Origin of the sequence: Pseudomonas sp. P135 (assembly GCF_020312125.1) — a bacterium.
Classification (GTDB): Bacteria; Pseudomonadota; Gammaproteobacteria; order Pseudomonadales; family Pseudomonadaceae; genus Aquipseudomonas; species Aquipseudomonas fragariae.
The window spans coordinates 77,096-98,149 of the sequence record NZ_JAGPYR010000007.1; the positions used below are offsets into that span (position 1 = coordinate 77,096).

21 protein-coding genes are annotated in these 21,054 nt (G+C 60.6%); 11 read left to right on the plus strand and 10 right to left on the minus strand.

What is annotated here, in order from left to right; all coding sequences use genetic code 11:
* Nucleotides 1-37: 37 nt before the first annotated feature.
* Both KBY08_RS12880 and KBY08_RS12885 read right to left on the minus strand, forming a co-directional pair.
* On the minus strand, nt 38-1,048 hold the full coding sequence (locus KBY08_RS12880; RefSeq protein ID WP_225651158.1) for a J domain-containing protein: 1,011 nt from the start codon (nt 1,046-1,048) through the stop codon (nt 38-40).
* Nucleotides 1,049-1,170: 122 nt separating this feature from the next.
* Nucleotides 1,171-1,554 carry a RidA family protein gene (locus tag KBY08_RS12885; RefSeq protein WP_011268968.1) on the minus strand — a complete coding sequence of 128 codons (384 nt, stop codon included), beginning with the start codon at nt 1,552-1,554 and terminating at the stop codon, nt 1,171-1,173.
* 167 nt (nt 1,555-1,721) lie between these two features.
* Between KBY08_RS12885 and KBY08_RS12890 the strand changes: the two genes are divergently transcribed.
* Both KBY08_RS12890 and KBY08_RS12895 read left to right on the plus strand, forming a co-directional pair.
* Nucleotides 1,722-2,417 carry a tRNA (adenine(22)-N(1))-methyltransferase gene (locus KBY08_RS12890; RefSeq protein WP_318654641.1) on the plus strand — a complete coding sequence of 232 codons (696 nt, stop codon included), beginning with the start codon at nt 1,722-1,724 and terminating at the stop codon, nt 2,415-2,417.
* Between the two features lie 236 nt (nt 2,418-2,653).
* Nucleotides 2,654-3,193, plus strand: coding sequence for a DsbA family protein (locus KBY08_RS12895; protein WP_011268970.1), 540 nt, complete (start codon nt 2,654-2,656; stop codon nt 3,191-3,193).
* A 9-nt stretch (nt 3,194-3,202) separates the two neighbouring features.
* Here KBY08_RS12895 and KBY08_RS12900 read toward each other — a convergent pair whose 3' ends face one another.
* Nucleotides 3,203-4,174, minus strand: coding sequence for an alpha/beta hydrolase (locus KBY08_RS12900; protein WP_058822773.1), 972 nt, complete (start codon nt 4,172-4,174; stop codon nt 3,203-3,205).
* Nucleotides 4,175-4,249: 75 nt separating this feature from the next.
* Entirely contained in the window at nt 4,250-5,176 is a 927-nt protein-coding gene (locus KBY08_RS12905) for a Gfo/Idh/MocA family protein (RefSeq protein WP_024639399.1), read from the minus strand.
* A 274-nt stretch (nt 5,177-5,450) separates the two neighbouring features.
* On the opposite strand from KBY08_RS12905, the gene KBY08_RS12910 reads away from it, so the two are divergent.
* Together KBY08_RS12910 and KBY08_RS12915 are read left to right on the plus strand one after the other, a co-directional pair.
* On the plus strand, nt 5,451-5,870 hold the full coding sequence (locus KBY08_RS12910; protein WP_003340868.1) for a hypothetical protein: 420 nt from the start codon (nt 5,451-5,453) through the stop codon (nt 5,868-5,870).
* 25 nt (nt 5,871-5,895) lie between these two features.
* The gene (locus KBY08_RS12915; protein WP_003399832.1) at nt 5,896-6,789 is read left to right on the plus strand and encodes a cation diffusion facilitator family transporter; all 894 of its coding nucleotides are present in this window, start codon (nt 5,896-5,898) and stop codon (nt 6,787-6,789) included.
* Between the two features lie 6 nt (nt 6,790-6,795).
* On the opposite strand, the gene KBY08_RS12920 is transcribed toward KBY08_RS12915, so the two are convergent.
* Nucleotides 6,796-7,515 carry a DUF6515 family protein gene (locus KBY08_RS12920; protein WP_003399830.1) on the minus strand — a complete coding sequence of 240 codons (720 nt, stop codon included), beginning with the start codon at nt 7,513-7,515 and terminating at the stop codon, nt 6,796-6,798.
* Here KBY08_RS12920 and KBY08_RS12925 point away from each other — a divergent pair.
* Together KBY08_RS12925 and KBY08_RS12930 are read left to right on the plus strand one after the other, a co-directional pair.
* Nucleotides 7,459-8,007: a hypothetical protein gene (locus tag KBY08_RS12925; protein WP_370661156.1), complete on the plus strand. Its 549-nt coding sequence runs from the start codon at nt 7,459-7,461 to the stop codon at nt 8,005-8,007. The genes KBY08_RS12920 and KBY08_RS12925 overlap by 57 nt on opposite strands.
* Nucleotides 8,008-8,343: 336 nt before the next feature.
* Nucleotides 8,344-8,835, plus strand: a complete 492-nt coding sequence (locus KBY08_RS12930) for an Lrp/AsnC family transcriptional regulator (RefSeq protein WP_003419292.1) — start codon at nt 8,344-8,346, stop codon at nt 8,833-8,835.
* Between the two features lie 13 nt (nt 8,836-8,848).
* On the opposite strand, the gene KBY08_RS12935 is transcribed toward KBY08_RS12930, so the two are convergent.
* The 4 genes from KBY08_RS12935 to KBY08_RS12950 all read right to left on the minus strand — a co-directional run bounded on the left by KBY08_RS12935 (nt 8,849) and on the right by KBY08_RS12950 (nt 14,843).
* Entirely contained in the window at nt 8,849-9,481 is a 633-nt protein-coding gene (locus KBY08_RS12935; protein ID WP_225651160.1) for a pseudouridine synthase, read from the minus strand.
* Nucleotides 9,482-9,560: 79 nt separating this feature from the next.
* Nucleotides 9,561-11,024 carry an AMP nucleosidase gene (gene amn / locus KBY08_RS12940; RefSeq protein WP_003399822.1) on the minus strand — a complete coding sequence of 488 codons (1,464 nt, stop codon included), beginning with the start codon at nt 11,022-11,024 and terminating at the stop codon, nt 9,561-9,563.
* Between the two features lie 52 nt (nt 11,025-11,076).
* Nucleotides 11,077-12,726, minus strand: coding sequence for an acyl-CoA dehydrogenase family protein (locus tag KBY08_RS12945; protein WP_111522206.1), 1,650 nt, complete (start codon nt 12,724-12,726; stop codon nt 11,077-11,079).
* 122 nt (nt 12,727-12,848) lie between these two features.
* Nucleotides 12,849-14,843 carry a 7TM diverse intracellular signaling domain-containing protein gene (locus KBY08_RS12950; RefSeq protein WP_024639404.1) on the minus strand — a complete coding sequence of 665 codons (1,995 nt, stop codon included), beginning with the start codon at nt 14,841-14,843 and terminating at the stop codon, nt 12,849-12,851.
* A 365-nt stretch (nt 14,844-15,208) separates the two neighbouring features.
* Between KBY08_RS12950 and KBY08_RS12955 the strand changes: the two genes are divergently transcribed.
* The 4 genes from KBY08_RS12955 to KBY08_RS12970 all read left to right on the plus strand — a co-directional run bounded on the left by KBY08_RS12955 (nt 15,209) and on the right by KBY08_RS12970 (nt 19,045).
* The gene (locus KBY08_RS12955; RefSeq protein WP_111522207.1) at nt 15,209-16,006 is read left to right on the plus strand and encodes a hydroxymethylpyrimidine/phosphomethylpyrimidine kinase; all 798 of its coding nucleotides are present in this window, start codon (nt 15,209-15,211) and stop codon (nt 16,004-16,006) included.
* Nucleotides 16,007-16,029: 23 nt separating this feature from the next.
* Nucleotides 16,030-16,647 (plus strand): thiamine phosphate synthase, encoded by a 618-nt coding sequence (gene thiE / locus KBY08_RS12960; protein WP_010427218.1) that lies wholly within the window; start codon nt 16,030-16,032, stop codon nt 16,645-16,647.
* Nucleotides 16,648-16,916: 269 nt separating this feature from the next.
* A complete protein-coding gene (hemL, locus tag KBY08_RS12965) occupies nt 16,917-18,200 on the plus strand; it encodes a glutamate-1-semialdehyde 2,1-aminomutase (protein ID WP_003399812.1) in 1,284 nt (427 codons plus the stop codon).
* A 296-nt stretch (nt 18,201-18,496) separates the two neighbouring features.
* Entirely contained in the window at nt 18,497-19,045 is a 549-nt protein-coding gene (locus tag KBY08_RS12970) for a tetratricopeptide repeat protein (RefSeq protein WP_003399809.1), read from the plus strand.
* A 42-nt stretch (nt 19,046-19,087) separates the two neighbouring features.
* Here KBY08_RS12970 and KBY08_RS12975 read toward each other — a convergent pair whose 3' ends face one another.
* Nucleotides 19,088-19,414: a DUF1820 family protein gene (locus KBY08_RS12975; RefSeq protein WP_003313868.1), complete on the minus strand. Its 327-nt coding sequence runs from the start codon at nt 19,412-19,414 to the stop codon at nt 19,088-19,090.
* Between the two features lie 139 nt (nt 19,415-19,553).
* Here KBY08_RS12975 and miaB point away from each other — a divergent pair, with 139 nt between their 5' ends.
* The gene (gene miaB / locus KBY08_RS12980) at nt 19,554-20,882 is read left to right on the plus strand and encodes a tRNA (N6-isopentenyl adenosine(37)-C2)-methylthiotransferase MiaB (RefSeq protein ID WP_003368786.1); all 1,329 of its coding nucleotides are present in this window, start codon (nt 19,554-19,556) and stop codon (nt 20,880-20,882) included.
* Nucleotides 20,883-21,054: the final 172 nt, after the last annotated feature.

Genomic DNA, 21,054 nt, shown 5'->3' on the forward strand with positions numbered 1-21,054 from the left:
CAATAACACTGCCGCCAGCACGCCTCACGCCGAAAACTCAGGTCTTGAACTCGTTACCGTTCTCATCAATAAGGCCATTGTCGTATTTCTTGCGCAATTCTGGATCGGACAAAATCCTGAACGCATTTGAAATTTTTTTGAAACGCTCATTCGCCTCGGCCACGTTGCCGGCGTTTTTATCAGGGTGGTACTTCAACGCGGCCTTCTTGTAAGCCTTTTTGACTGCGGAGAGGTCCGCCGTCATGTCCGAGAGGCCCAAGTGCTCGTACAACTGTTTGACGGGTGGTTTGGCGGGGGCGGAATCGTCCACCTTCGCGGACGCGCCAGCGGGGGTTGTGTTGTGGGGCCGCTCTGTTGATGGCCGCTGAGCGCCCGCATCGGGCTGTGCTTTCGGCGGTGGCGGCGCGCTATTGGCTTGGGGGCGAGTGCGTGGAGGCGTTTGTGGGCGTGCTTGCTGTTGAGTACTTTCAGGTCTCCAGGATGGGCCCGGTATGGGTCGTCGCACGCGATCGGTGTTCTGCTGACGAATCTCGTTGATCACCTGGTCAGCGATGTCATTCATCAGTTTGTTGAGCTTCAAGTTGCTGGAGAAGAACGCATAGTTCGCCTCACTGTTGTGCTTGCCATGCTCAGGTTCGGGTTTGACCATCGCCTCGGCCAGCGTCTTGCCCAGAGAGAACAGCAGGTTGCCCTTGCTATCATTGATGCCCAAAAAGCTCATCACGTTGCGCATCGACTGGTCGCGCTCCCAGACAACGCTGGCCACGTCGAAGGCAGCTCGCGCCAGATTGAATCGGCCTCCCCCTTCGTGCGTCTCGACATTAGTCACCGGTTCCTTGCCGAGCAATGCGTCGAGGATCACCTCGAGGCCTTTCTGCTGGCGCTCGTTGAGCCGGCCTTTCTGCTCCAGCAATGAGCTGTTGACCTGCAACGCCACTTTGCCAGCGATATGGCTGACGACGTTCATCGCGCGGTCTATCGTTGGCTTTGTCGAATCGCTGAGCGCCACTCGCGCCAACGAAGATGCAAGGTTGGTGAGGTTGATCATCTGCTTCTCCGGAAACTCATACCGCCTTGGTGGCAAGCAACGAGATCCGGTTCCACGGGATGTGCAACTCTGCACAGGTGCAAAGCGCTGACGCGAGCATCAGTCAGGCGTGTGCATTACGGTCAGCCCGCCCTGGCCGCCATCGCCGTCACTTCCACCCGCATCCCTTCAACCGCCAACGCCGCCACGCCCACCGCTGCGCGCACGGGCCACGGTTTTTTGAAGAAGCGTTTGTACACTTCGTTGAAGGCTGCGCGATCGGCCATGTCGGTGAGGTAGATGGTCAGGTGCATGACCCGGTCCATCGAGCTGCCGGCGCGTTCGAGGGCGTCTTTCAGGGCTCGCAGGGTGCACTCGCTCTGCTCGGTGATGCCGCCCAGTTCCAGGCTGCCGTCGGGGTGGGTGGGGATTTGGGTGCTGACCAGCACGCCGTTGAAGTCGGCGACGTCCGAGGAGATGGACTCCGGGTCGGGATCGGGGGTGAAGGTGATGTCTGCGTTTGCCATGGGTTCTCTGCTTTGCAAAGGATGGAAAACGCCAAGCCTACGCGAGCGAAAGATGGGGGTCGAGCCGTGGGCTTTGGCGTGGAAAGTTGAAATGCGCCGCGTTGCTCTACAGAATCGCGCCCGGACCCGGCCATGCTGTCGGGCGTTTGGGGTGGAAGGGGTTGCCGTTGAACGAACAGAGATTGTCCATGCGCCTTGAGCGTGTGGCGACGCATGTGCCAGCCGGTGCACGACTGGCCGATATCGGCTCGGATCACGGCTATCTGCCGGTGGCGCTGCTGAACCGTGGCGTCATTGCGGCAGCGGTGGCTGGCGAGGTGGCGTTGACGCCGTTCTGCGCAGCCGAGCGTACCGTGCGCGATAACGATCTGCAGGATCAGGTCAGTGTGCGCCTGGCCGATGGTCTGGCGGCGATCGAAGCGGAAGACGCGATCACGGCGATCAGTCTCTGCGGCATGGGCGGCGAGACGATTCGCGACATACTTGAAGCGGGCAAGGCGCGCCTGAGCGGTCAGGAACGCTTGATCCTGCAACCCAACGGCGGCGAGCAACCGTTGCGTGTCTGGCTGATGGAGCATGACTACCGCATCGTCAGCGAAGAGGTGCTGCAGGAAAACCGTTTCGACTACGAAATCATCGTCGCCGAACGCACAGGCCCCGTTAAGTACACGGCTGAGGAGTTGTATTTCGGCCCGCTGCAGATGCAGGCGCGCAGCCCGGCGTTTCTGCTCAAGTGGCAGCGTTTGCTGGGCAAGAAACACAAGACGCTGCACAACTTCGAACGCGCCCAGCAAGCCGTGAACGAAGAGAAGCTGCAGGACGTTGCGCAACAGGTCCGCTGGATTACCGCGTTGCTGGCGTGAAAATCGAACTCATGCCCGAACCGGCTCTCCAACCCGCATGATCCGCAGTTCAGGCTTTAAGGGTGTCTACATCTGGTGCAGCCTGAACCAGGCGTCAACGCTGCAATGTGTGACGCGGAGCGTCACCAACTGCATTCCCACGCGGAGCGTGAGGAACGAGAAGTGTTCGGGAGAACACTTCCAGTGCCTACGCGCAGCGCGCCTTGTGTACAACCTTCGACGGGAGTAAAACGACCATGCATTCAGACGCACTTTCCTGGGGCCACGGGCCTCGTCTGTTCGAAGTCTTCCTTGAGCCGACCTGCCCTTTTTCGGTCAAGGCCTTCTTCAAACTTGATGAGCTGCTGGCTCAGGCCGGAGAAGACAGGGTCACGGTCAAAATCCGCCTGCAATCGCAGCCCTGGCACATGTTTTCGGGTGTCATCGTGCGTTGCATTCTGGCGGCTGCGACCCTTGAAGGCGGCAAGCAAAGCGCCAAGGCGGTCATGACGGCGGTTGCGTCGCACCGTGAAGAATTCGAGTTCGAACACCACGCCAGCGGCCCGAACATGGACGCAACGCCCAACGACATCATCGCGCGCATCGAGCGTTACAGCGGCCTGGCGCTGGCGGAGGCATTCGCCAATCCCGAGCTTGAACAGGCCGTGAAATGGCATGCCAAATACGCTCGCCAGAACGGCATACACGTCTCGCCGACCTTCATGATCGACGGTCTTGTGCAGCCGGGCTTGAGCAGTGGCGACCCGGTATCGAAGTGGGTCGCGGAAATAGGTTGAGCGGCGGGCTCAACCCAGCGCATCGATCCGCTCATTGATCCACTCGCGGCTGCGCGCCAGCGCCTTGCGCGCCAACGTGGTCGGGAAGTGGATGAAGCCGTGCGGCGACTCGGGCATGAGGTGCATTTCGACCTCTGCCGAGTTGGCCCAGCGCTCGGCCATCTGCAGTGTGTCATCCAGCAGCGGGTCGATCTCTCCGACGAACATCAGTGCGGGCGGAAGGCCGGTCAAATCGCCATACAGCGGTGACAATGGCGGCTCGCGGCGTTTATCGTCGCTTCGGTCGGGGGTGAGCGCGCGCATGGCGCCGACCATGCCCGGACCGTCCAGCACCAGCGTCTCGGGCCCTGCGGTACGCACGCTCATGGTGCCCGTCAGGTCGTAGACGCCGTAGTACAGCACCGTACCCACTATGCGCTCGAGCAGATCAGGTCGGTTTTTCAATTTCAGGAGGGTGGCTGCGGCAAGATGCCCGCCAGCGGATTCGCCGACCACGATAACCGGCAGGCCGGCAAACTCTTCGCAGTCTTTGCCCAACAGCCAGCAGGCGGCAGAAAAACAGTCCTCCATCAGGCCCTCGATGGGGGTTGTCACAGCGAGTCGATAATCAACCGAAACAATGGCCACGTCGCAGGCGTTGACCATGGCGACGTTGAGATCATCGTTCATCTGCGCGTTGCCGATCACCCACCCGCCGCCGTGGATGTCGAACACCACGCCTCGGGGTTTGCCTTTGGGGCGGATGATGCGCACGGGCACCGGTACGTTATCCGAGCTGACCGTTCTTTTCTCAATGCGCAGGTCATGCCCTCCCGGTTTCAGGGCGCTGCCGATCTGAGCTGCACGTAACAGCGCCTGAATCAGCCGGGGCGTGACGCGATTGCGAATCTGGAAACGCGGCATCCGCGAGAGGGTTTTATTGAACCGTCGTACTTCTACCAACTCCTGTTCACTGCAAGGCCAAAGCTGTTTTGTGTCCAATTTCTGCTCTCTTGTCAGGCTGACGTATGCGGGGGCGCGTAATTCGGTTTGCCCCCACCTGTAGCTGAGAGGCTTTTAGTCGTAGAACGGTTCAACGGATGCCCGACCGCCCACGAAAAAACTGTCCGCGACCAGCCGCAACGGTTGCAGGTCCAGGTCACTGGCTTTATCGCCGATCAGCTGTTGGAAGTGTCGATACACCGCTGCGTACTCGCCCTCCTCCGAAACAGCCTGGCGCACGCCATCGATACTCAACAGCGCACCGCCGTTGTCCAGGCGCAACGTGCCTTCGGCGCAGCAAATCTCGATGCTCCAGAGTTCGTCGTGACCATGATCGAAATCGAACTCGGCGCGAATATCGAGATGGCGCGTGTCGGACATCTTGATGGACGCGGCGATAGGCGACTGGCAATTGCTCGGCACGCGCAGTTCGGCAGATTCGACGAACAAGGGCAGTGGCAGCAGGTGGGTCACGATCGACAGGGCATTGATGCCCGGATCGAACACGCCCAGGCCACCGGGCTGCCAGATCCACGCCTGACCGGGGTGCCATTTGCGCACGTCTTCTTTCCAGTCGATCTGCACGCTCTGCAGGGTGCGGCTGCACAACCACTCACGCGCCGCTTCGATACCCTGCGCGTAACGCGAATGCCAGGCGAACAGACCGCTGACGCCCTGCTCTTGCACCTGGGCCACCAACGCCATCGCCTCACCCAGGGTCGCGCACGGCGGCTTCTCGACCAGCACGTGTTTGCCGGCCGCCAACGCCTCTTGCACCAGGGCAAAGCGACCTTGCGGGGGCGTACAGAACGCAATCGCGTCAACCTGCAGCCCGCTCGCAAGCAGTTCGCCCAGGGATTTGAAATTCTCTACCCCGGCGCACGGCTGGCCTTGCGTGGCCACGGCCACCAGCTCAAACGCAGGGTTGGCGTGGATCGCAGGGACGTGTTGATCCTGCGCAATCTTGCCGTAGCCCACCAGACCGAGACGAATCGGTTGCATACATGACTCCTGGGTTTTTGTAATTATCGTGCGACACAGTAAACCAGATGTTAATCGTGGTCGGTAAGAGGCATGGCGATGGAACTGTTTTCCTGGCCGGTCTCACATTCGATAATCTTCAGCGCCCGCTCAGGGCCCTGCGATTCTGCAGCTCAGAATGCTCCGCGTCCCATTGGGTTTAACTTCACGAGCGCAGAACCACGCCATCACTCAATAGTCTTAGCCTTGCAGTCATTGCCTTGTATAGTTGCCGTCTTCATCTCAGGAGCTTTCCATGCGCATTCCTTCTCGCTTGATCGGTGGCGTTCTGGTCGCCACGTTGCTGACTCAGATTTCCGCCTGCGGCAGTATTTTCTATCCTGATCGTCGTGGTCAGATCGATGGCAAGGTTGACCCGGCCATTGCGGCGCTGGATGCTTTTGCGCTGCTGTTCTATATCGTTCCGGGCGTGATTGCGTTTGCGGTGGACTTCGCCACTGGCGCGATCTATTACGGGCCCGGCGAGCACGCGCAGATCGATCCGCAGAAGCTGCAAAAAGCGCTCAAGGCTGACGGCAGCGTCGATAACACCAAGCTGCAAGCCATCATTGAAACCGAGCTGGGCCGTTCCCTGCCGTTGAACGATCCACGCCTGATCCAGCATAAAGGCAGCGTGGAACAACTGGCAGCACTGGGCCTGGTCCCTGCCGCCTGATATCGATCCCGTTCAAGGAAGCGTCATGAGCACCACTGCCGAACATTCCCGACTGCTGCGTCTGGCGACACGGGCCTCGCTGGCGGTTGCCACGACGCTGATCCTGGCCAAGGGCGTTGCCTGGTGGCTGAGCGGCTCGGTGAGCCTGCTGGCCGGCCTCACCGACTCGCTGCTCGATGGCGCAGCCTCGTTCCTCAACCTGCTGGCGGTGCACTACGCACTCAGGCCTGCCGATGACGATCATCGCTATGGTCACGGCAAGGCGGAAGCGCTGTCGGGCATGGCGCAGGCGTTGTTCATTACCGTCAGTGGTGTGCTGATTGCCGTTCAGGCGGTCGAGCGCATTCAGAACCCGGAACCGCTGGGCGCGCCGCTGCTGGGCATGGTCGTGATGGTGATTTCCATCGCGCTGACGATCGCACTGCTCACCCTGCAATACCGGGTGATCAAGGCGACCGGCTCGGCAGCGATCCGCGCTGATTCGCTGCACTACCGTTCAGACCTGCTGCTTAACGCCAGCATCCTGGTGGCGCTGACGCTGGCGTATTTCGGCTGGCAGCAGCTGGACGCGTATTTTGGTCTGGGCATCGCGCTGTATATTTTGTGGAGCGCCTTTCAAATCGCCCGCGAAACCATATCGGTGCTCATGGATGCGGAGTTGCCCGCCGATGTCAGCACTCAAATGCTGGCATTGGCATGCGAAGTGCCGGGCGTGCTCGGTGCGCATGATCTGCGTACACGAATCTCCGGCAATCACTGGTTTGTGCAGTTGCACCTGGAGCTGCCGGGCAGCCTGACGCTGTCGGTCGCCCACGCCATTTGTGATCAGGTGGCTGACGCCATTCACAAGCAATTCCCGAAGGCCGAGGTGCTGGTACACGCCGACCCTCAGGAAGTCGTCAAACAGGCCAGTGCCTGACCGATATCAGTTGACGGTGTAGCCCCGCCCCGCCAAGCACGCGCCCATCGAGCGACGATACAGATCGACCACGTCAGGCGGTGGCTGGCTGGTGACATTGGCCGGGTCGAAACCGCTTTGCTCCGCAGCCCAGCGGTAGCACTGATATTTATCCAGCTCAACCTGCTGCGGGCTCTGCCCGTTGGCAGGGTAGGCCACCGGATCGTAGCCATTGCCCTGTTGTTCGGCCGGCGGAGCCTGATACACGGCTTCGTTCTGCGGCGGATTGACCACCACGTAGTCCTGGCTGTCCGGCTGGTAGGCGTAATAGGTCCCGGCAGCCAGAAACAGCAGGCTGCTGCCGATCCATACTTCCTGAGAGTAGGACGGTAGTCTGCTGACACGCACGCCGTAGGGCGGTGTCACCACGACATAACGCGGGCCTTGCGGGCGATACCAGTAGCCACCCGAGTAGTAATAGTCCTGACCACGATAGGGAATACGCGAGTAGCCACCCGGTACGCGATCTATCGCATAGCCAGGCCGATATTGCGGACCTGGCCCCCAGCCATTGCCGTGCCCGTCGGGACGCCCTTCCCAACGGTCATTCGGGCGACCGTTGCCGGCCTGCCAGTTGCGGTTGTTGCCGCGTGGAATGTCTTGGTAATAGCCCTGCCGCGGCGGCTGGGTTTGCCAAGCCTCTTTCGGGCCGCTCTGGATCGGCAGGTTGTCCTGAGCCTGGCGCAACTGCTGACGCTGCTGGTTTTGCTGCTGCTGAATCTGGCGCTGCTGATCGCGCTGTTGCTGCTCGATCTGCTGTTGCTGCTGGCGTTCGATGTTGCGCTGCTGAAGCTGCTGTTGCTGGATCTGCTGCTGTTGCTGACGCTCGACCTGACGCTGCTGATTCTGCTGCTCCTGAATCTGGCGTTGCTGATTGGTCTGCTGCTGGTTGATCTGCTGTTGCTGCTGACGCTCGACCTGGCGCAGCTGGTTTTGCTGCTGTTGGATCTGCCGCTGCTGGTTGTTCTGCTCTTGAGCACGCTGCTGTTGCTGCTGACGCTGCTGCGCGTTTTCACCAGGGCTGCCGTAAAGCGGATTGCGCGGTGGTTCATCACGTTCGTCGGCCAGCGCCTGAGCACCGATGCTCAGACACAACAGACTTACACCCGCAAACTGCCAGATGCCAGATTTCATGCTTTCCTCACTAGAGCGCGGGTTGACGTCATTAAGACTGTTTAAGCGTAGCGCCGTTCTGCACACTTTATCAGCAGACAAAGAAAAGGGGACCAAATGGCCCCCTTGAGATACTTCGTCCTGGCGCAACGCTTTTGACGCTGGCTCACCTCATGCCGTCTTCTGGACAGTATGTAGCCCGGGGGCCTGACACACCCTGTCGGGTGGGAGGCCGCGACTGGCCTGATTCGGCGGGTCGCGCTGGACGCTGTGTCCGGGCAGTGATTCTGTTTAAAAGAATAGGCCTGAGGCTAAGGCAGAAGATTGCTAATATTGCGGATTAAAACATTACTTGCGCAATTTTTGACTTCAGATGAATAATCCAGCGCAATTGAATTGATAATGGGGTGCATCGTGAGCAAGCTCGACAGATACGACCTGAGCATTTTGGCTGAATTGCAACGGGACGCACGCATATCCAACCAGGAATTGGCCGAACGCATTGGTCTGTCGCCGTCACCCTGCTCGCGCCGGGTCAAGCAACTGGAAGACGACGGTTATATCGTGCGCCAGGTCGCCCTGCTGGATCGCAAGAAACTGGGTCTGAACCTGACCGCCTACGTGCTGATCGGCATGGACCGGCACACGCCCGAGCGCTTCGAGAATTTCGAGCAGCAGATCCGCAACCTGCCTCAGGTTCTGGAATGCAGCCTGGTGACCGGCATGGACGCGGACTATCAACTGAAAGTGGTGGTGCCGGACATGGATCACTATCAGAAACTGCTGTTGGGCCATCTGACCCGCATCGAAGGCGTGACCAGCGTCAAATCGAGCTTTGTGCTCAATCAAGTGCTGGCCAGCACCGAAATGCCGCTGACTCACCTGCGCAACTGAGCCAGCACCGGCTTCACAGTTTTGCGGCGACTTCCCTGTACTGGCCCTGATCCAGGCCCTCCAGCGTCCAGTCGCCAATCCTGACCCGCACCAGCCGCAGGGTCGGCAAGCCGACGGCAGCGGTCATGCGCCGCACCTGCCGATTACGCCCTTCCTTGATCACCAGCTCCAGCCAGCTTGTCGGCACGCTCTTGCGAAAGCGCACGGGCGGGTTGCGCGGCCAGAGTTGCGGTCCATCAAGCTGCCGCGCTTCGGCGGGCAAGGTCGGCCCGTCGTTGAGCTGAACACCGTCGCGCAGCTGCTGCAACTGCTCATCGCTCGGCTCGCCTTCGACCTGCACCCAGTAGGTCTTGGCCAGCTTGTGTTTCGGATCGGCAATGCGCGCCTGCAACTGGCCGTCGTTGGTCAGTAACAGCAATCCTTCGCTGCCGCGGTCCAGACGCCCGGCCGGATAGATGCCAGGGATCTTGATGAAGTCCTTGAGCGTGGCCCGCCCTTCCTCATCGCTGAACTGGGTCAGCACGTCGAAAGGCTTGTTGAACAGGATCAGCCTGGGCTCGGCCGGTGGTGCTTTGGCGACACGCCGGGCAGCACCTGCCGGTTTGGAGGCAGGACGGCGGGAAACGGGGCGTTGGGTGCGGGACATGAGAATTCGGCAATCGGCAAACAGAAAGGGCCACTTTAGTGGCCCTTCGTGCAAATACCAATCTATTAACGGCAAGCCATCAACGGAATGGCGGCTCGTCGAAGCTGCGCAATTTGCGTGAGTGCAGCGAGTTCAGCTCGGTGCGCAGCAGGTCCAGCGCAGCGATGCCGATCTTCAAGTGCTGGCTCACCGCACGTTCGTAGAACGCATTCGCCGAACCCGGCAGCTTGATTTCGCTGTGCAACGGCTTGTCGGATACGCACAGCAAGGTGCCGTAAGGCACACGCAGGCGATAACCCTGAGCGGCGATGGTGCCGCTTTCCATGTCGACCGCCACTGCGCGCGACAGGTTGATCAGCGGACGTTCCTGCGCCCAGCGCAGTTCCCAGTTACGGTCGTCATAGGTCAACACCGTGCCGGTGCGCAGGCGCTTCTTGAGCTCTTCGCCGCGTTCGCCGGTAATCTGCGCAGCCGACTCCTGCAGGGCCAGCTGCACTTCGGCCAGGGCCGGAATCGGGATATGCGGCGGCAGCACACGGTCGAGAATCCCGTCGCGACGCATGTAGGCGTGGGCCAGCACGTAATCGCCGATGGTCTGCGACTGACGCAGGCCACCGCAGTGACCGATCATCAGCCAGCAATGCGGACGCAGTACAGCGAGGTGATCGGTGATGTTCTTGGCATTGGACGGGCCGACGCCGATGTTGACCAGCGTCACGCCATGACCGTCTTCGGCGATCAGGTGGTAGGCCGGCATCTGATAGCGGTGCCAGACCACGCTGGCGACGATGGCCTGGGCTTCGTCCTGGCCCATGCTCTTGTCGACTACCACGTTACCCGGCAGGACCATGCGCACGAAACGCGGGTCTTCGCGAAGCTTTTCCAGGCCGTGCAGAATGAACTGGTCGACATAGCGGTGATAGTTGGTCAGCAGAATCCACGGCTGTACGTGGCGCCAGTCGCTGCCGGTGTAATGCACCAGACGGCGCAGCGAGAAATCCACCCGCGCAGCGTCGAACAGCGCCAGTGGCAGCGGGTCGACGTTGGCCCAGTCATACAGGCCGTCGGCAATGCCATCGGTGGCGGCCGACAGGTCGGTACTCGGGAACACCCGCGCCAGCGCCGCAGCGGTGACACCCGTGCCGGCCAGTTCATCGCCCTGCTCGACCACGTAAGGATAAGGAATGCTCTGCTCGCTCATGCCGACTTCGACCGTCACGGTGAAATCGTTCATCAGCGGAACGAGCTGTTCGAGCAGGTACTTTTTGAAGGCTTTGGGCTGCGTGACGGTAACGCTGTAGGTGCCCGGCAGCTGCACCTTGGCGTAGGCACGGGTGGTCACCGGCACTTCGCCCTGGCATTTGTAGATCAGGCGCAGTTCCGGGTAGCTGAATTGCGCGCGCTCTTCGGCGGTGGGTTCGACGCGGTCTTTCAGGTAGCGCTTGAGCGCCTGACTCAACGCACTGGTAGCGCGTTCATGCAGCTCGGCGAGCCGTTCTACAGCCTGCTCGGCGGTGTCGACAACAACAAAGGCTTGGGTCACGATTCATGTCCTGTCTGATCTTGCAGACGTGCATCGTAACGGGTTCGCGTGCTCATGCCACCTGCGGCGAGGACCTTTGCAGCAATGTTTCTACGTCAACGCCCGTGGGCAATGCGCCATACACCCGCCCGCCGGACGCTATCCGACCGGCAATGAAGCCGTCACTGACCGCCGCGTTACCCGCTTCCAGCAGCAGCTTGCCCTGCAAGGCGATGGCGATGTCTTCGGTCAACTGGCGGGCGCGATACTGAATGTCGCCGGTGTCCTGAAACGCGGCCTTGAGCGTGCCGATGTGCGCCGCCAGATGCCGGTCGCCATGCCCGTCGCCCAGCTCGTCGAACAGCGCATCGAGTGCGCCGGGCTCCTTGGACAGGGTTCGCAGCACGTCCAGGCATTGCACGTTGCCGGAGCCTTCCCATGTCGAGTTGACCGGCGCTTCGCGGTACAAGCGGGGCAGAATGCTGTCCTCGACATAACCGGCGCCGCCCAGGCACTCGGCGGCTTCGTTGATCATGGCCGGGGCGCGCTTGCAGACCCAGTATTTGCCCACTGCGGTGACCAGGCGCACAAACCGCTTTTCGTGATCATCATTCAAGTGGTCAAGCGCGCGCCCCACCCGCAGGGTCAGGGCCAGCGCGGCCTCGCTTTCCAGTGCCAGGTCAGCCAGCACGTTCTGCATCAACGGCTGCTCGGCGAGCAACCGGCCACTGACCGCACGGTGCGCGCAATGATGAGTCGCCTGAGTCAGCGCCTGACGCATCAGGGCACTGGAGCCGATCATGCAGTCGAAACGGGTCATGGCGACCATTTCGATGATGGTCGGCACGCCGCGCCCTTCTTCGCCGATCATCCACGCCAGCGCGCCGCGAAACTCAACCTCGCTGGAGGCGTTGGACCAGTTGCCGAGCTTGTTTTTCAGGCGCTGAATGTAGAACTCGTTACGCGTATCGTCAGGCCGGTGGCGTGGCAGCAGAAAACAGCTGAGACCCTTGTCGGTCTGCGCCAGGGTCAGGAAGGCATCGCACATGGGTGCCGAGCAGAACCATTTGTGCCCGACCAGTTCGTAGGCCTGGCCGGGGCCGCCGGCCCCCACCGGGAACGCACGCGTGGTATTGGCCCGCACGTCGGTGCCGCCCTGCTTCTCGGTCATGGCCATGCCGATGGTCGCGCCGTTCTTGTGCGCAATGCCCACATTGCGCGGATCGTACTCAGTCGACAGCACCTTGGGCAGCCAGATTTCAGCCAGATCCGGCTGCAGCCTGAGCGCAGGCACGCTGGCAAAGGTCATGGTCAGCGGACAGCCGCTGCCGGGCTCAGCCTGGGTGTGCAGATAGCTCATGGCCGCACGCGCCACGTGAGCACCGGGCTGCGGCTCGGTCCAGGGCAACGACGGGATGCCATGCGCGATGGCCGTGCTCATCAACTGGTGATACGCCGGGTGGAATTCGACCAGGTCAATGCGATGCCCGTAGCGGTCATGGCTGGCAAACTCGGGCTTGTGCTGGTTGGCCAGAAAGCCCGCCGCCATCAGCGGGCCACCTGCCAGCGCACCATAGGCGTCGATACGCGGCTGCGCCCAGCCCGCACCGAATCGGCTGCTCCACTCCTGAAGCGGCACGTCGATACGGTAAAGGTTTGCCCCGTCCAGCGGCGGCGGTTGATTGGTGACTTCGTGGGTTTCGGCGAATTGATTCAGGTTCATGAGTCATCTCCTGCCTGCATACACACGCAATATGCACACAGTGAATCACGCACCCGGCCCTCGCAAAAGTGCCGTAGCCGCCTAACGGTCGGCGCTTTAAGCTGATGGCGCTATAAGGCCGCTTATATGCCCCATTGAGCCTTGAGTTCAGGCGCCCTGCGCACTGCGCCCGGTACGACCATCAGCATCGGGACACTCAGCGTAAAACAGCTGCCTTTGCCGGGTTCGGAACGATGACTCAGCTCGCCGCCCTGCAACTCGATCAGTTTCCGGCAGATCGCCAGACCGATGCCCAGCCCACCGTACTCACGGGTCATGGAGCCGTCGACCTGAAAGAAATGCTGATACAGCCCGGCTTCGTCAAGGCAGCTCAAACCGATACCGCTGTCCATCACTTCGACCCGCAGGTACAGGCGCTCCAGGTCTTGCGGATGGCCACTGAAACGCACCTGCACTGCGCCTTTTCGGGTGAATTTGATCGCGTTGTCCACCAGGCACTCGATGCACTGGTAGAGCTTGCCCGCGTCGCCACGAAGGCTCGGCGGCAGTTTATCGTCCAGATCAAGTGTCAATATCAGGCCCTTGGACTGAGCCGCACCGCTGAAGCGTTCACGCAGCCTGTCGGCCAGATCCTTGGGCGAAAACGCCTCGCAGTCGGCATACAGCACCCCGGCCTGCAGCTCGGTGAGGGTCAGGATGCCGTTGATCATGCTCATCATGTCGCGTGCCGAACTGGCGGCGGTTTGCTGATACATCTCGACTTCGTCGTCCATGTCGAGCGTCTGCATGACTTCCAGCGACCCGATCACGCCGTTCATCGGCGTGCGCAGCTCATGGGTGAGCGTGGCCAGGAACTCATCCTTAAGCCGGTTGCTGTTGGCCAGTTGCTGGTTGAGACGCTCCAGATCCTGACCGGCAGCCAGTAAGGTTTGCGCCTGCTGCCTGCGGGCGTGGTTGATACGGTCGGCCAACGCCATCGACAGGAACGCCATTTCCAGCACCGTGCCGATGTGCGAGGCGTACATGGTCAGGAAGGTATTAGGCAGATAGCCAAGCAGCATCAAGCCGAAGATCAGTCCGCTGACCATGAACACCGACCAGGCGAGCACAAAATAGCGCCCGACCCGCTCGCCTTTGATGACCGCAACGATACCCGCCAGATAGATCGTCAGGGCGCCTGCCATGACCAGTTGAGCGGCGCCGCGCAAGGCTGGCCCGTAGCTGAGGAACAAGGCCATACCCATGACCAGAACGGCAGCGCCGATGACCGCCAGCAACAGCCGGTCCAGCCAGCGGCTCAGTTGTGCCGTGCCCAGGAAGCTGCGCGAAAACTGGCACGCAAATAACGTCGCCAGCGATATCAGGAAGGGGGTCGACGCATTCGCCCACCACGGGCTGTCAGGCCACAGGTATTCGATCGCAACGCCGTTGATCGACATCTGGTAAAGCCCGAACGAGGCGACGTACAGCAGGTAATACAGGTAATCCACCTCACGAACGCTGAGGTAGATGAACAGGTTGTAGACCAGCATGCCCAGCAGCACGCCGTAGATCAGACCGAAGACGTAAATCTTGGTGGGCTGCGCATCCATATAGGCGTGGGTGGACCAGAGGTAGAGCGGTGCCTGAACAGCGCCTTCGCTGCGAATACGCATGTACAGGGTTCGCGTCTGGCCAGGCGGCAGGTCCAGCTGGAAGAGGTAGTTGTTCTGGGCGAACTGACGGCTGGAGAACGGCAGCATATCGCCGGTATGCCAGGCGCGAGTGGGCTGCCCGTCGGCATCCGGGCCGTAGAAGTCAATGTGGTCCATCGGCGGATAGGCCAGTTCCAGCAGCCAGTCGTTATGGATGCTGGCATCTGTGGGGCGATAGGTCAGCTCGACCTTCAGCCAGAAGGCAGAACGCGAATAGCCGGCGTTGAAGGTTCCGGGAGGCACGGGCTTAAAGGCACTGGCATGAGCGGCAGCGCTGACGCTTTCGATGGTCGCCTCGCCGGTGGGGTCCTCGAATACCTGAATGGCACGGCCCAGCGGCAGAAAACGAGTGTTTTCATCAAACTCGACTGCATGACTCTGCAACGGCAGCCAAAGAGCCAGAATGATCAACAGATAGCGCATTGAAGCCCCAAGGTAGGTCGTCGCGTTCAATCCATCCATTGATTACGACGTCCCGCAAATTTCTATCCTTGAAACAGGCTAATGATTCAAACACACCATTGAACGTGCACATATACCGGCAGACATCAGTAAACACCCGAACCGTCACTCGTCAGCCTTGCCAACCAAGCATAGCCGCTAATAGCTGAAAGACAGTATCGCGATCAAAATCAAGGTAATAGCTCTATATCGGTGACTGCAGAGCAAACATGAGTACTTTTTAAGGTTTTGTCGAGCCTGCCGTCGTCGCCGACTGACCTCGATCCGCAAGAAAAAACCGGCCCCCCGAGCGGCCCGCGAAAGGTTTAGTGATAAGCTCGCGCACCATGAATATCTATAGCTCCCGCCCCGTAGTCCTTTGCCTGTCCGGCCACGACCCTAGTGGCGGTGCCGGCATGCAGGCCGATATAGAAGCCCTGCTCGCCCAAGGCTGCCATGCCGCTCCGGTGATTACCGCGCTTACGGTGCAAGACACCGTCAATGTCAGTGATTTCCGCGTGCTGGATCGCGAATGGGTGATGGCGCAAGCCAATGCAGTCCTCAACGATTCGAGCGTAGCAGCTGTCAAGCTGGGCATGCTCGGCTCACTGGAAATGGTCGATACGGTCGTCGATCTGCTTCTGGCTCACCCGCACTTGCCCATGGTCTGTGATCCGGTGTTACGCGCTGGCGGCGGCGGCAGACTGGGCAAGGACGACGTCGGCTACGCCATGCGCGAACGCCTGTTGCCACTGTCGACCATCGCCACGCCGAACCTTCCGGAAGCCCGCATTCTTGCCGAGCTGCCCGAAGGTACTGCGGATGAGTGCGCTGACAAACTACTGCCGTTTTGTGAATATCTGTTGATCACTGGCGGTCATGGTGATGAACAGCAAATCCATAACCGCCTGTACCTGCGCGGCGGCCAGACCCACACCTTCGTCTGCGAGCGTCTGCCCGGTAGCTATCACGGTTCCGGCTGCACCCTGGCCAGCGCACTGGCCGGGCGGATCGCCCAGGGGCAGGAGCTGGTCAGCGCGGTGAAGTCGGCACTCGACTACACCTGGCGAACGCTGAGGGATGCCGAACAGTTGGGCCGGGGGCAATTCGTGCCACGTCGGCTGCCGCTGGATTTTTGCTCGTAACACATCGCCATGAGGGTCGATTCATGAAACTGCGTGGCCTGTACGCCATCACCGACAGCCAGTTGCTGTCCGGAAAATTTCTGTCGTACGTCGAAGCGGCGCTGGACGGCGGCGTGACGCTGCTGCAATACCGCGACAAGAACAGTGACGAGTCCCGCCGTTTGCGCGAAGCGACCGAACTGCTCAAGCTCTGCGAACGCTACAAGACCCGGCTGATCATCAACGATGACGCTGAACTGGCTGCGCGGCTGGGGGTGGGAGTGCATTTGGGACAGTCCGACGGCTCGCTGCCCGATGCCCGCGCCCTGCTCGGGCACAAGGCGATTGTCGGGGCTACTTGTCATGGCCGCGTGGAACTGGCCGAGCAAGCCAAGGCTGACGGCGCGACGTACGTGGCATTTGGCAGGTTCTTCAACTCCCTGACCAAACCCGGCGCCCCGGCCGTGCCGCTGGACCTGATCGCTCAGGTGCGTGCCAGGGTCCACCTGCCGATTGCGGTGATTGGCGGCATTACCCTGGAGAACGCACCGCAACTGGTCGAACACGGGGCCGACCTGCTCGCCGTGGTGCACGGCCTGTTCGGCGCTGAAAATACTCAGGAAGTGACGCGCCGGGCACGTGCATTCACGGCGCTGCTGTAGAGCGCAATCACTGTGGGCGCGAGCCGGGCGACGCTTCGCTTGCTCGCGAAGGCGATGGTTTAGACGCTATTTTCGGGGCCTGCATTGCCCCCTTCGCGAGCAAGCTCGCTCCCACAAGTCATTCGCAGCCGCGCTTCATTTGATATAGTGCGCGTTCCTGCGCCTTCTCTGGCTCATGCCACCCAATAAAGCAGCCCACCCTGAAGCTGCCCGCCTCGGCTGACCCCAGCGTAGACACGAATTCCCCGCTTCAAAGCAGAGACCCGATCATGTCCCGTTCCGAAACACTGTTCGCCAACGCCCAAAAACACATCCCCGGTGGCGTCAATTCGCCGGTTCGCGCCTTCAAGAGCGTGGGTGGCACGCCGCTGTTCTTCAAGCACGCTGCGGGCGCCTACGTGACCGACGAAGACGACAAGCGTTATGTGGATTACGTCGGCTCCTGGGGCCCGATGATTCTTGGCCATAGCCATCCCGACGTGCTCGACGCCGTGCGCAGCCAGTTGGAACACGGCTTGTCCTACGGCGCACCGACGGCCATGGAAACCGAAATGGCCGACCTGGTCTGCGAACTGGTGCCGTCCATGGAAATGGTGCGCATGGTCAGCTCGGGCACTGAAGCAACCATGAGCGCGATCCGCCTCGCGCGCGGCTTCACCGGCCGCGACAGCATCCTCAAGTTCGAAGGCTGCTACCACGGTCACTCCGACAGCCTGCTGGTCAAGGCCGGCTCCGGCGCACTGACCCTGGGCGTTCCCAGCTCGCCTGGCGTACCTGCAGCATTCGCGAAACACACCCTGACCGTGCCCTTCAACAACCTTGACGCCGTGCGTGACCTGCTGGCCGAAGTGGGTCAGGAAGTAGCGTGCATCATCGTCGAACCCGTGGCCGGCAACATGAACTGTGTGCCGCCCGCGCCTGGCTACCTGCAAGGGCTGCGCGAGCTGTGCGACGAGCACGGCGTGGTGCTGATTTTCGATGAAGTGATGACCGGTTTTCGCGTAGCCCTCGGCGGCGCACAGGCTTATTACGGCGTGACGCCCGACCTGAGCACCTTCGGCAAGATCATCGGTGGCGGCATGCCGGTCGGCTGCTTTGGCGGCAAACGCGAAATCATGTCGCACATCGCACCGCTCGGCCCGGTCTATCAGGCCGGCACCCTGTCGGGCAACCCGCTGGCGATGGCAGCCGGCCTCACCACGCTGCGCCTGATCAGCCGTCCAGGCTTTCACGATGAACTGAGCGACTACACCCGCCGCCTGCTCGAAGGTCTGCAACAGCGCGCCGATGCAGCCGGTATTCCGTTCGTGACGACCCAGGCCGGCGGCATGTTCGGCCTGTATTTCAGCGAAGCCGACGAAATCGTCACGTTTGAAGACGTGATGACCAGTGACTCCGAGCGCTTCAAGCGTTTCTTCCACCTGATGCTGGACGGCGGCGTGTACCTCGCGCCAAGCGCCTTCGAAGCGGGTTTCACCTCAATCGCCCATGGTGATGCCGAGTTGAAACTGACCCTGGATGCCGCAGAAAAGGCATTCGCTGCGCTGAAATAAGCTCCTCAGGCATCACTCGCGCAGGGTGTCAGTGAACCGGCGCGAGTGATGACTGCAAATGAAACTGAACGTTAAGTATGCATTTTGCTTCTACAATGCACTGCGAACGCTGCATATACACGCCGACAACAACCCTGTTTCAGGTAATCCGCCCGTAAAGAAGGGTGTTTTCAGGCCGTGCAGCAGAAAATCCGTAAAGACTTTGTAAGGTTGGCTCTGCTTATTTCATAATGCGCAGCCAGCACGTTTAGCTGGTCGGGCATGCCCGCACCTTTTTCAGAGGTAAGTCGACTCCCATGAACCGCACCGGCCGCACCCTTGTATTGGGCTGCCTGTTGCTTGTCTATCCCCTGCTGGCAACTGCCGGCGGCAACTCGTTGTTAGTACCGGCGATGGGTCGTTGCACCCTCAATACCCAGCCAGAGAACCTGCCTGCAGCGCTCGAAGCCTGCCAGCAGGCCGCCAAGGGTGGGGACGCGCAGGCACAGTACGAGTTGGGTGAGTTCTATTACGAGGGCAAAAATGCACCTCGCGATTTGCCGCAGGCGCTGAATTATTTCGAGCAGGCTTCACTGCAGGGCCATGCCCAGGCGCAGTACCAGCTGGGCTTGATGTTCAGCCGTGGCGAAGGTGTGCAGGCCAACAACATTCAGGCGTACATCGTGCTGAAGATGGCCGCGGTCAACGGTTCGGAAGAGGCGCTGGACGCTGCCGACGAAGTGTCGGCGAAGATGCCGCGTGACGAGCTCGAAGTGGCCACTCAGGTACTGGGGCAGATTTTCCGCAAATACCTGCTTGAACTGCAGACCGCCGAAGGGCGCAGTCCTTTCTCTCCGTTGCCCTGATCAGGAATCTTTCAGGGCAGTCGCGATGCAAACCTGCAACGCTTACTTTTCCGGCATCGGCATGGGGAACGGCATTACATTGCTGGTACCGCGCGCCTCGCTGATCTTCGGCGTGCCCATGCGTTCGACTTCATCGATGCGCACAATCGAGTGCATCGGCACAAAACTGCGCACCACGCCTTCGAACTGGGCCTTGAGCTTCTCTTCGCTGGGGTCCACCACCACGGTCGTGCGCTCGCCGAAGACGAATTCTTCAACTTCCAGAAAGCCCCACAGATCACTTTGGTAGATCTGCTTGGCGTACATCTCGAACACCTGTCCCTGGTTGAGGAAAATCACCTTGTAGATTGGAGCTTCGCGTTTGGTCATAACGGGCGGGTAACGATCAGAGATGAAAAAGGGGCACGGACTATAGCATGTCCGCCCGCCTCGTCGGACAGCCGACGCTAGGAACCCGAGCCCTTCATCCTTATAATGCGCGGTTCACTGACACGGTTGATCATCACGCATGGCCAAAAAGCTTTATATCGAAACCCACGGTTGCCAGATGAACGAGTACGACAGCTCGCGCATGGTCGACCTGCTGGGCGAACATCAGGCCCTGGAAGTCACCGCTCGCGCGGAAGACGCCGACGTGATCCTGCTCAATACCTGCTCGATTCGTGAGCGCGCCCAGGACCGGGTGTATTCCCAGCTCGGCCGCTGGCGCGAGCTGAAGCTGGCCAATCCGGAAATGGTCATCGCCGTCGGTGGCTGCGTGGCCAGCCAGGAAGGCGCAGCCATTCGCGATCGCGCACCCTATGTGGACGTGGTGTTCGGCCCGCAGACCCTGCACCGCCTGCCGGAAATGATCGACGCCGCACGCGTGACCCGCTTGCCGCAGGTCGACGTTTCGTTCCCGGAAATCGAAAAATTCGACCATTTGCCCGAGCCACGCGTCGATGGCCCGAGTGCTTATGTGTCGGTGATGGAAGGCTGCAGCAAATACTGCACCTTCTGCGTGGTGCCCTACACCCGTGGCGAGGAAGTCAGTCGTCCGTTCGACGACGTGCTGAGTGAAGTCATCCACCTGGCCGAAAACGGCGTGCGTGAAGTCACTCTGCTGGGGCAGAACGTCAACGGTTATCGCGGCACCACCCACGACGGCCGCGTTGCAGACCTGGCGGACCTGATCCGCGTGGTCGCCGCCGTCGATGGCATCGACCGCATTCGCTACACCACCTCGCACCCGCTGGAATTTTCCGACAGCCTGATCCAGGCCCACGCGGAAGTGCCGGAGCTGGTCAAACACCTGCATTTGCCTGTGCAATCGGGTTCCGACCGCATCCTGGCGGCGATGAAGCGCAACCACACCACGCTGGAATACAAGTCCCGCTTGCGCAAGCTCAGGGCCGCAGTGCCGGGCATCAGTATCAGTTCCGACTTCATCGTCGGCTTCCCCGGCGAGACCGAAAAGGATTTCGACAACACCATGAAGTTGATCGAGGACGTGGGTTTCGACTTCTCGTTCTCGTTCGTCTACAGCCCGCGTCCGGGCACGCCCGCCGCGGACCTCAAGGACGACACGCCGGAAGCACTGAAAAAAGAGCGACTGGCCGCGCTGCAACATCGTCTGAACCAGCAGGGTTTCGAGATCAGCCGACAGATGGTCGGCAGCATCCAGCGCATTCTGGTAACCGACTACTCGAAGAAAGACCCGGGCGAACTGCAGGGGCGCACCGAGAACAACCGGATTGTCAATTTTCGCTGCGACAACCCCAAATTGATCGGGCAGTTTGCCGATGTACACATCGATGATGCACAGCCTCACTCGTTGCGCGGCTCGCTGCTACAGTAAAGCCTGAGTGTCGGCGCAGAAACGAATCGCCGAATGAATTCGTTTCTGCGCGGTCCCTACCATTGAGCACGGTGAATCCCTGGCGCGGCCTTTAACAAGGCAAAGCTTTCGCACAATCAGCGCTAGGGTTATTCTTCAATACATCTCAATTGCCGCCGGACGGCCATTAAAC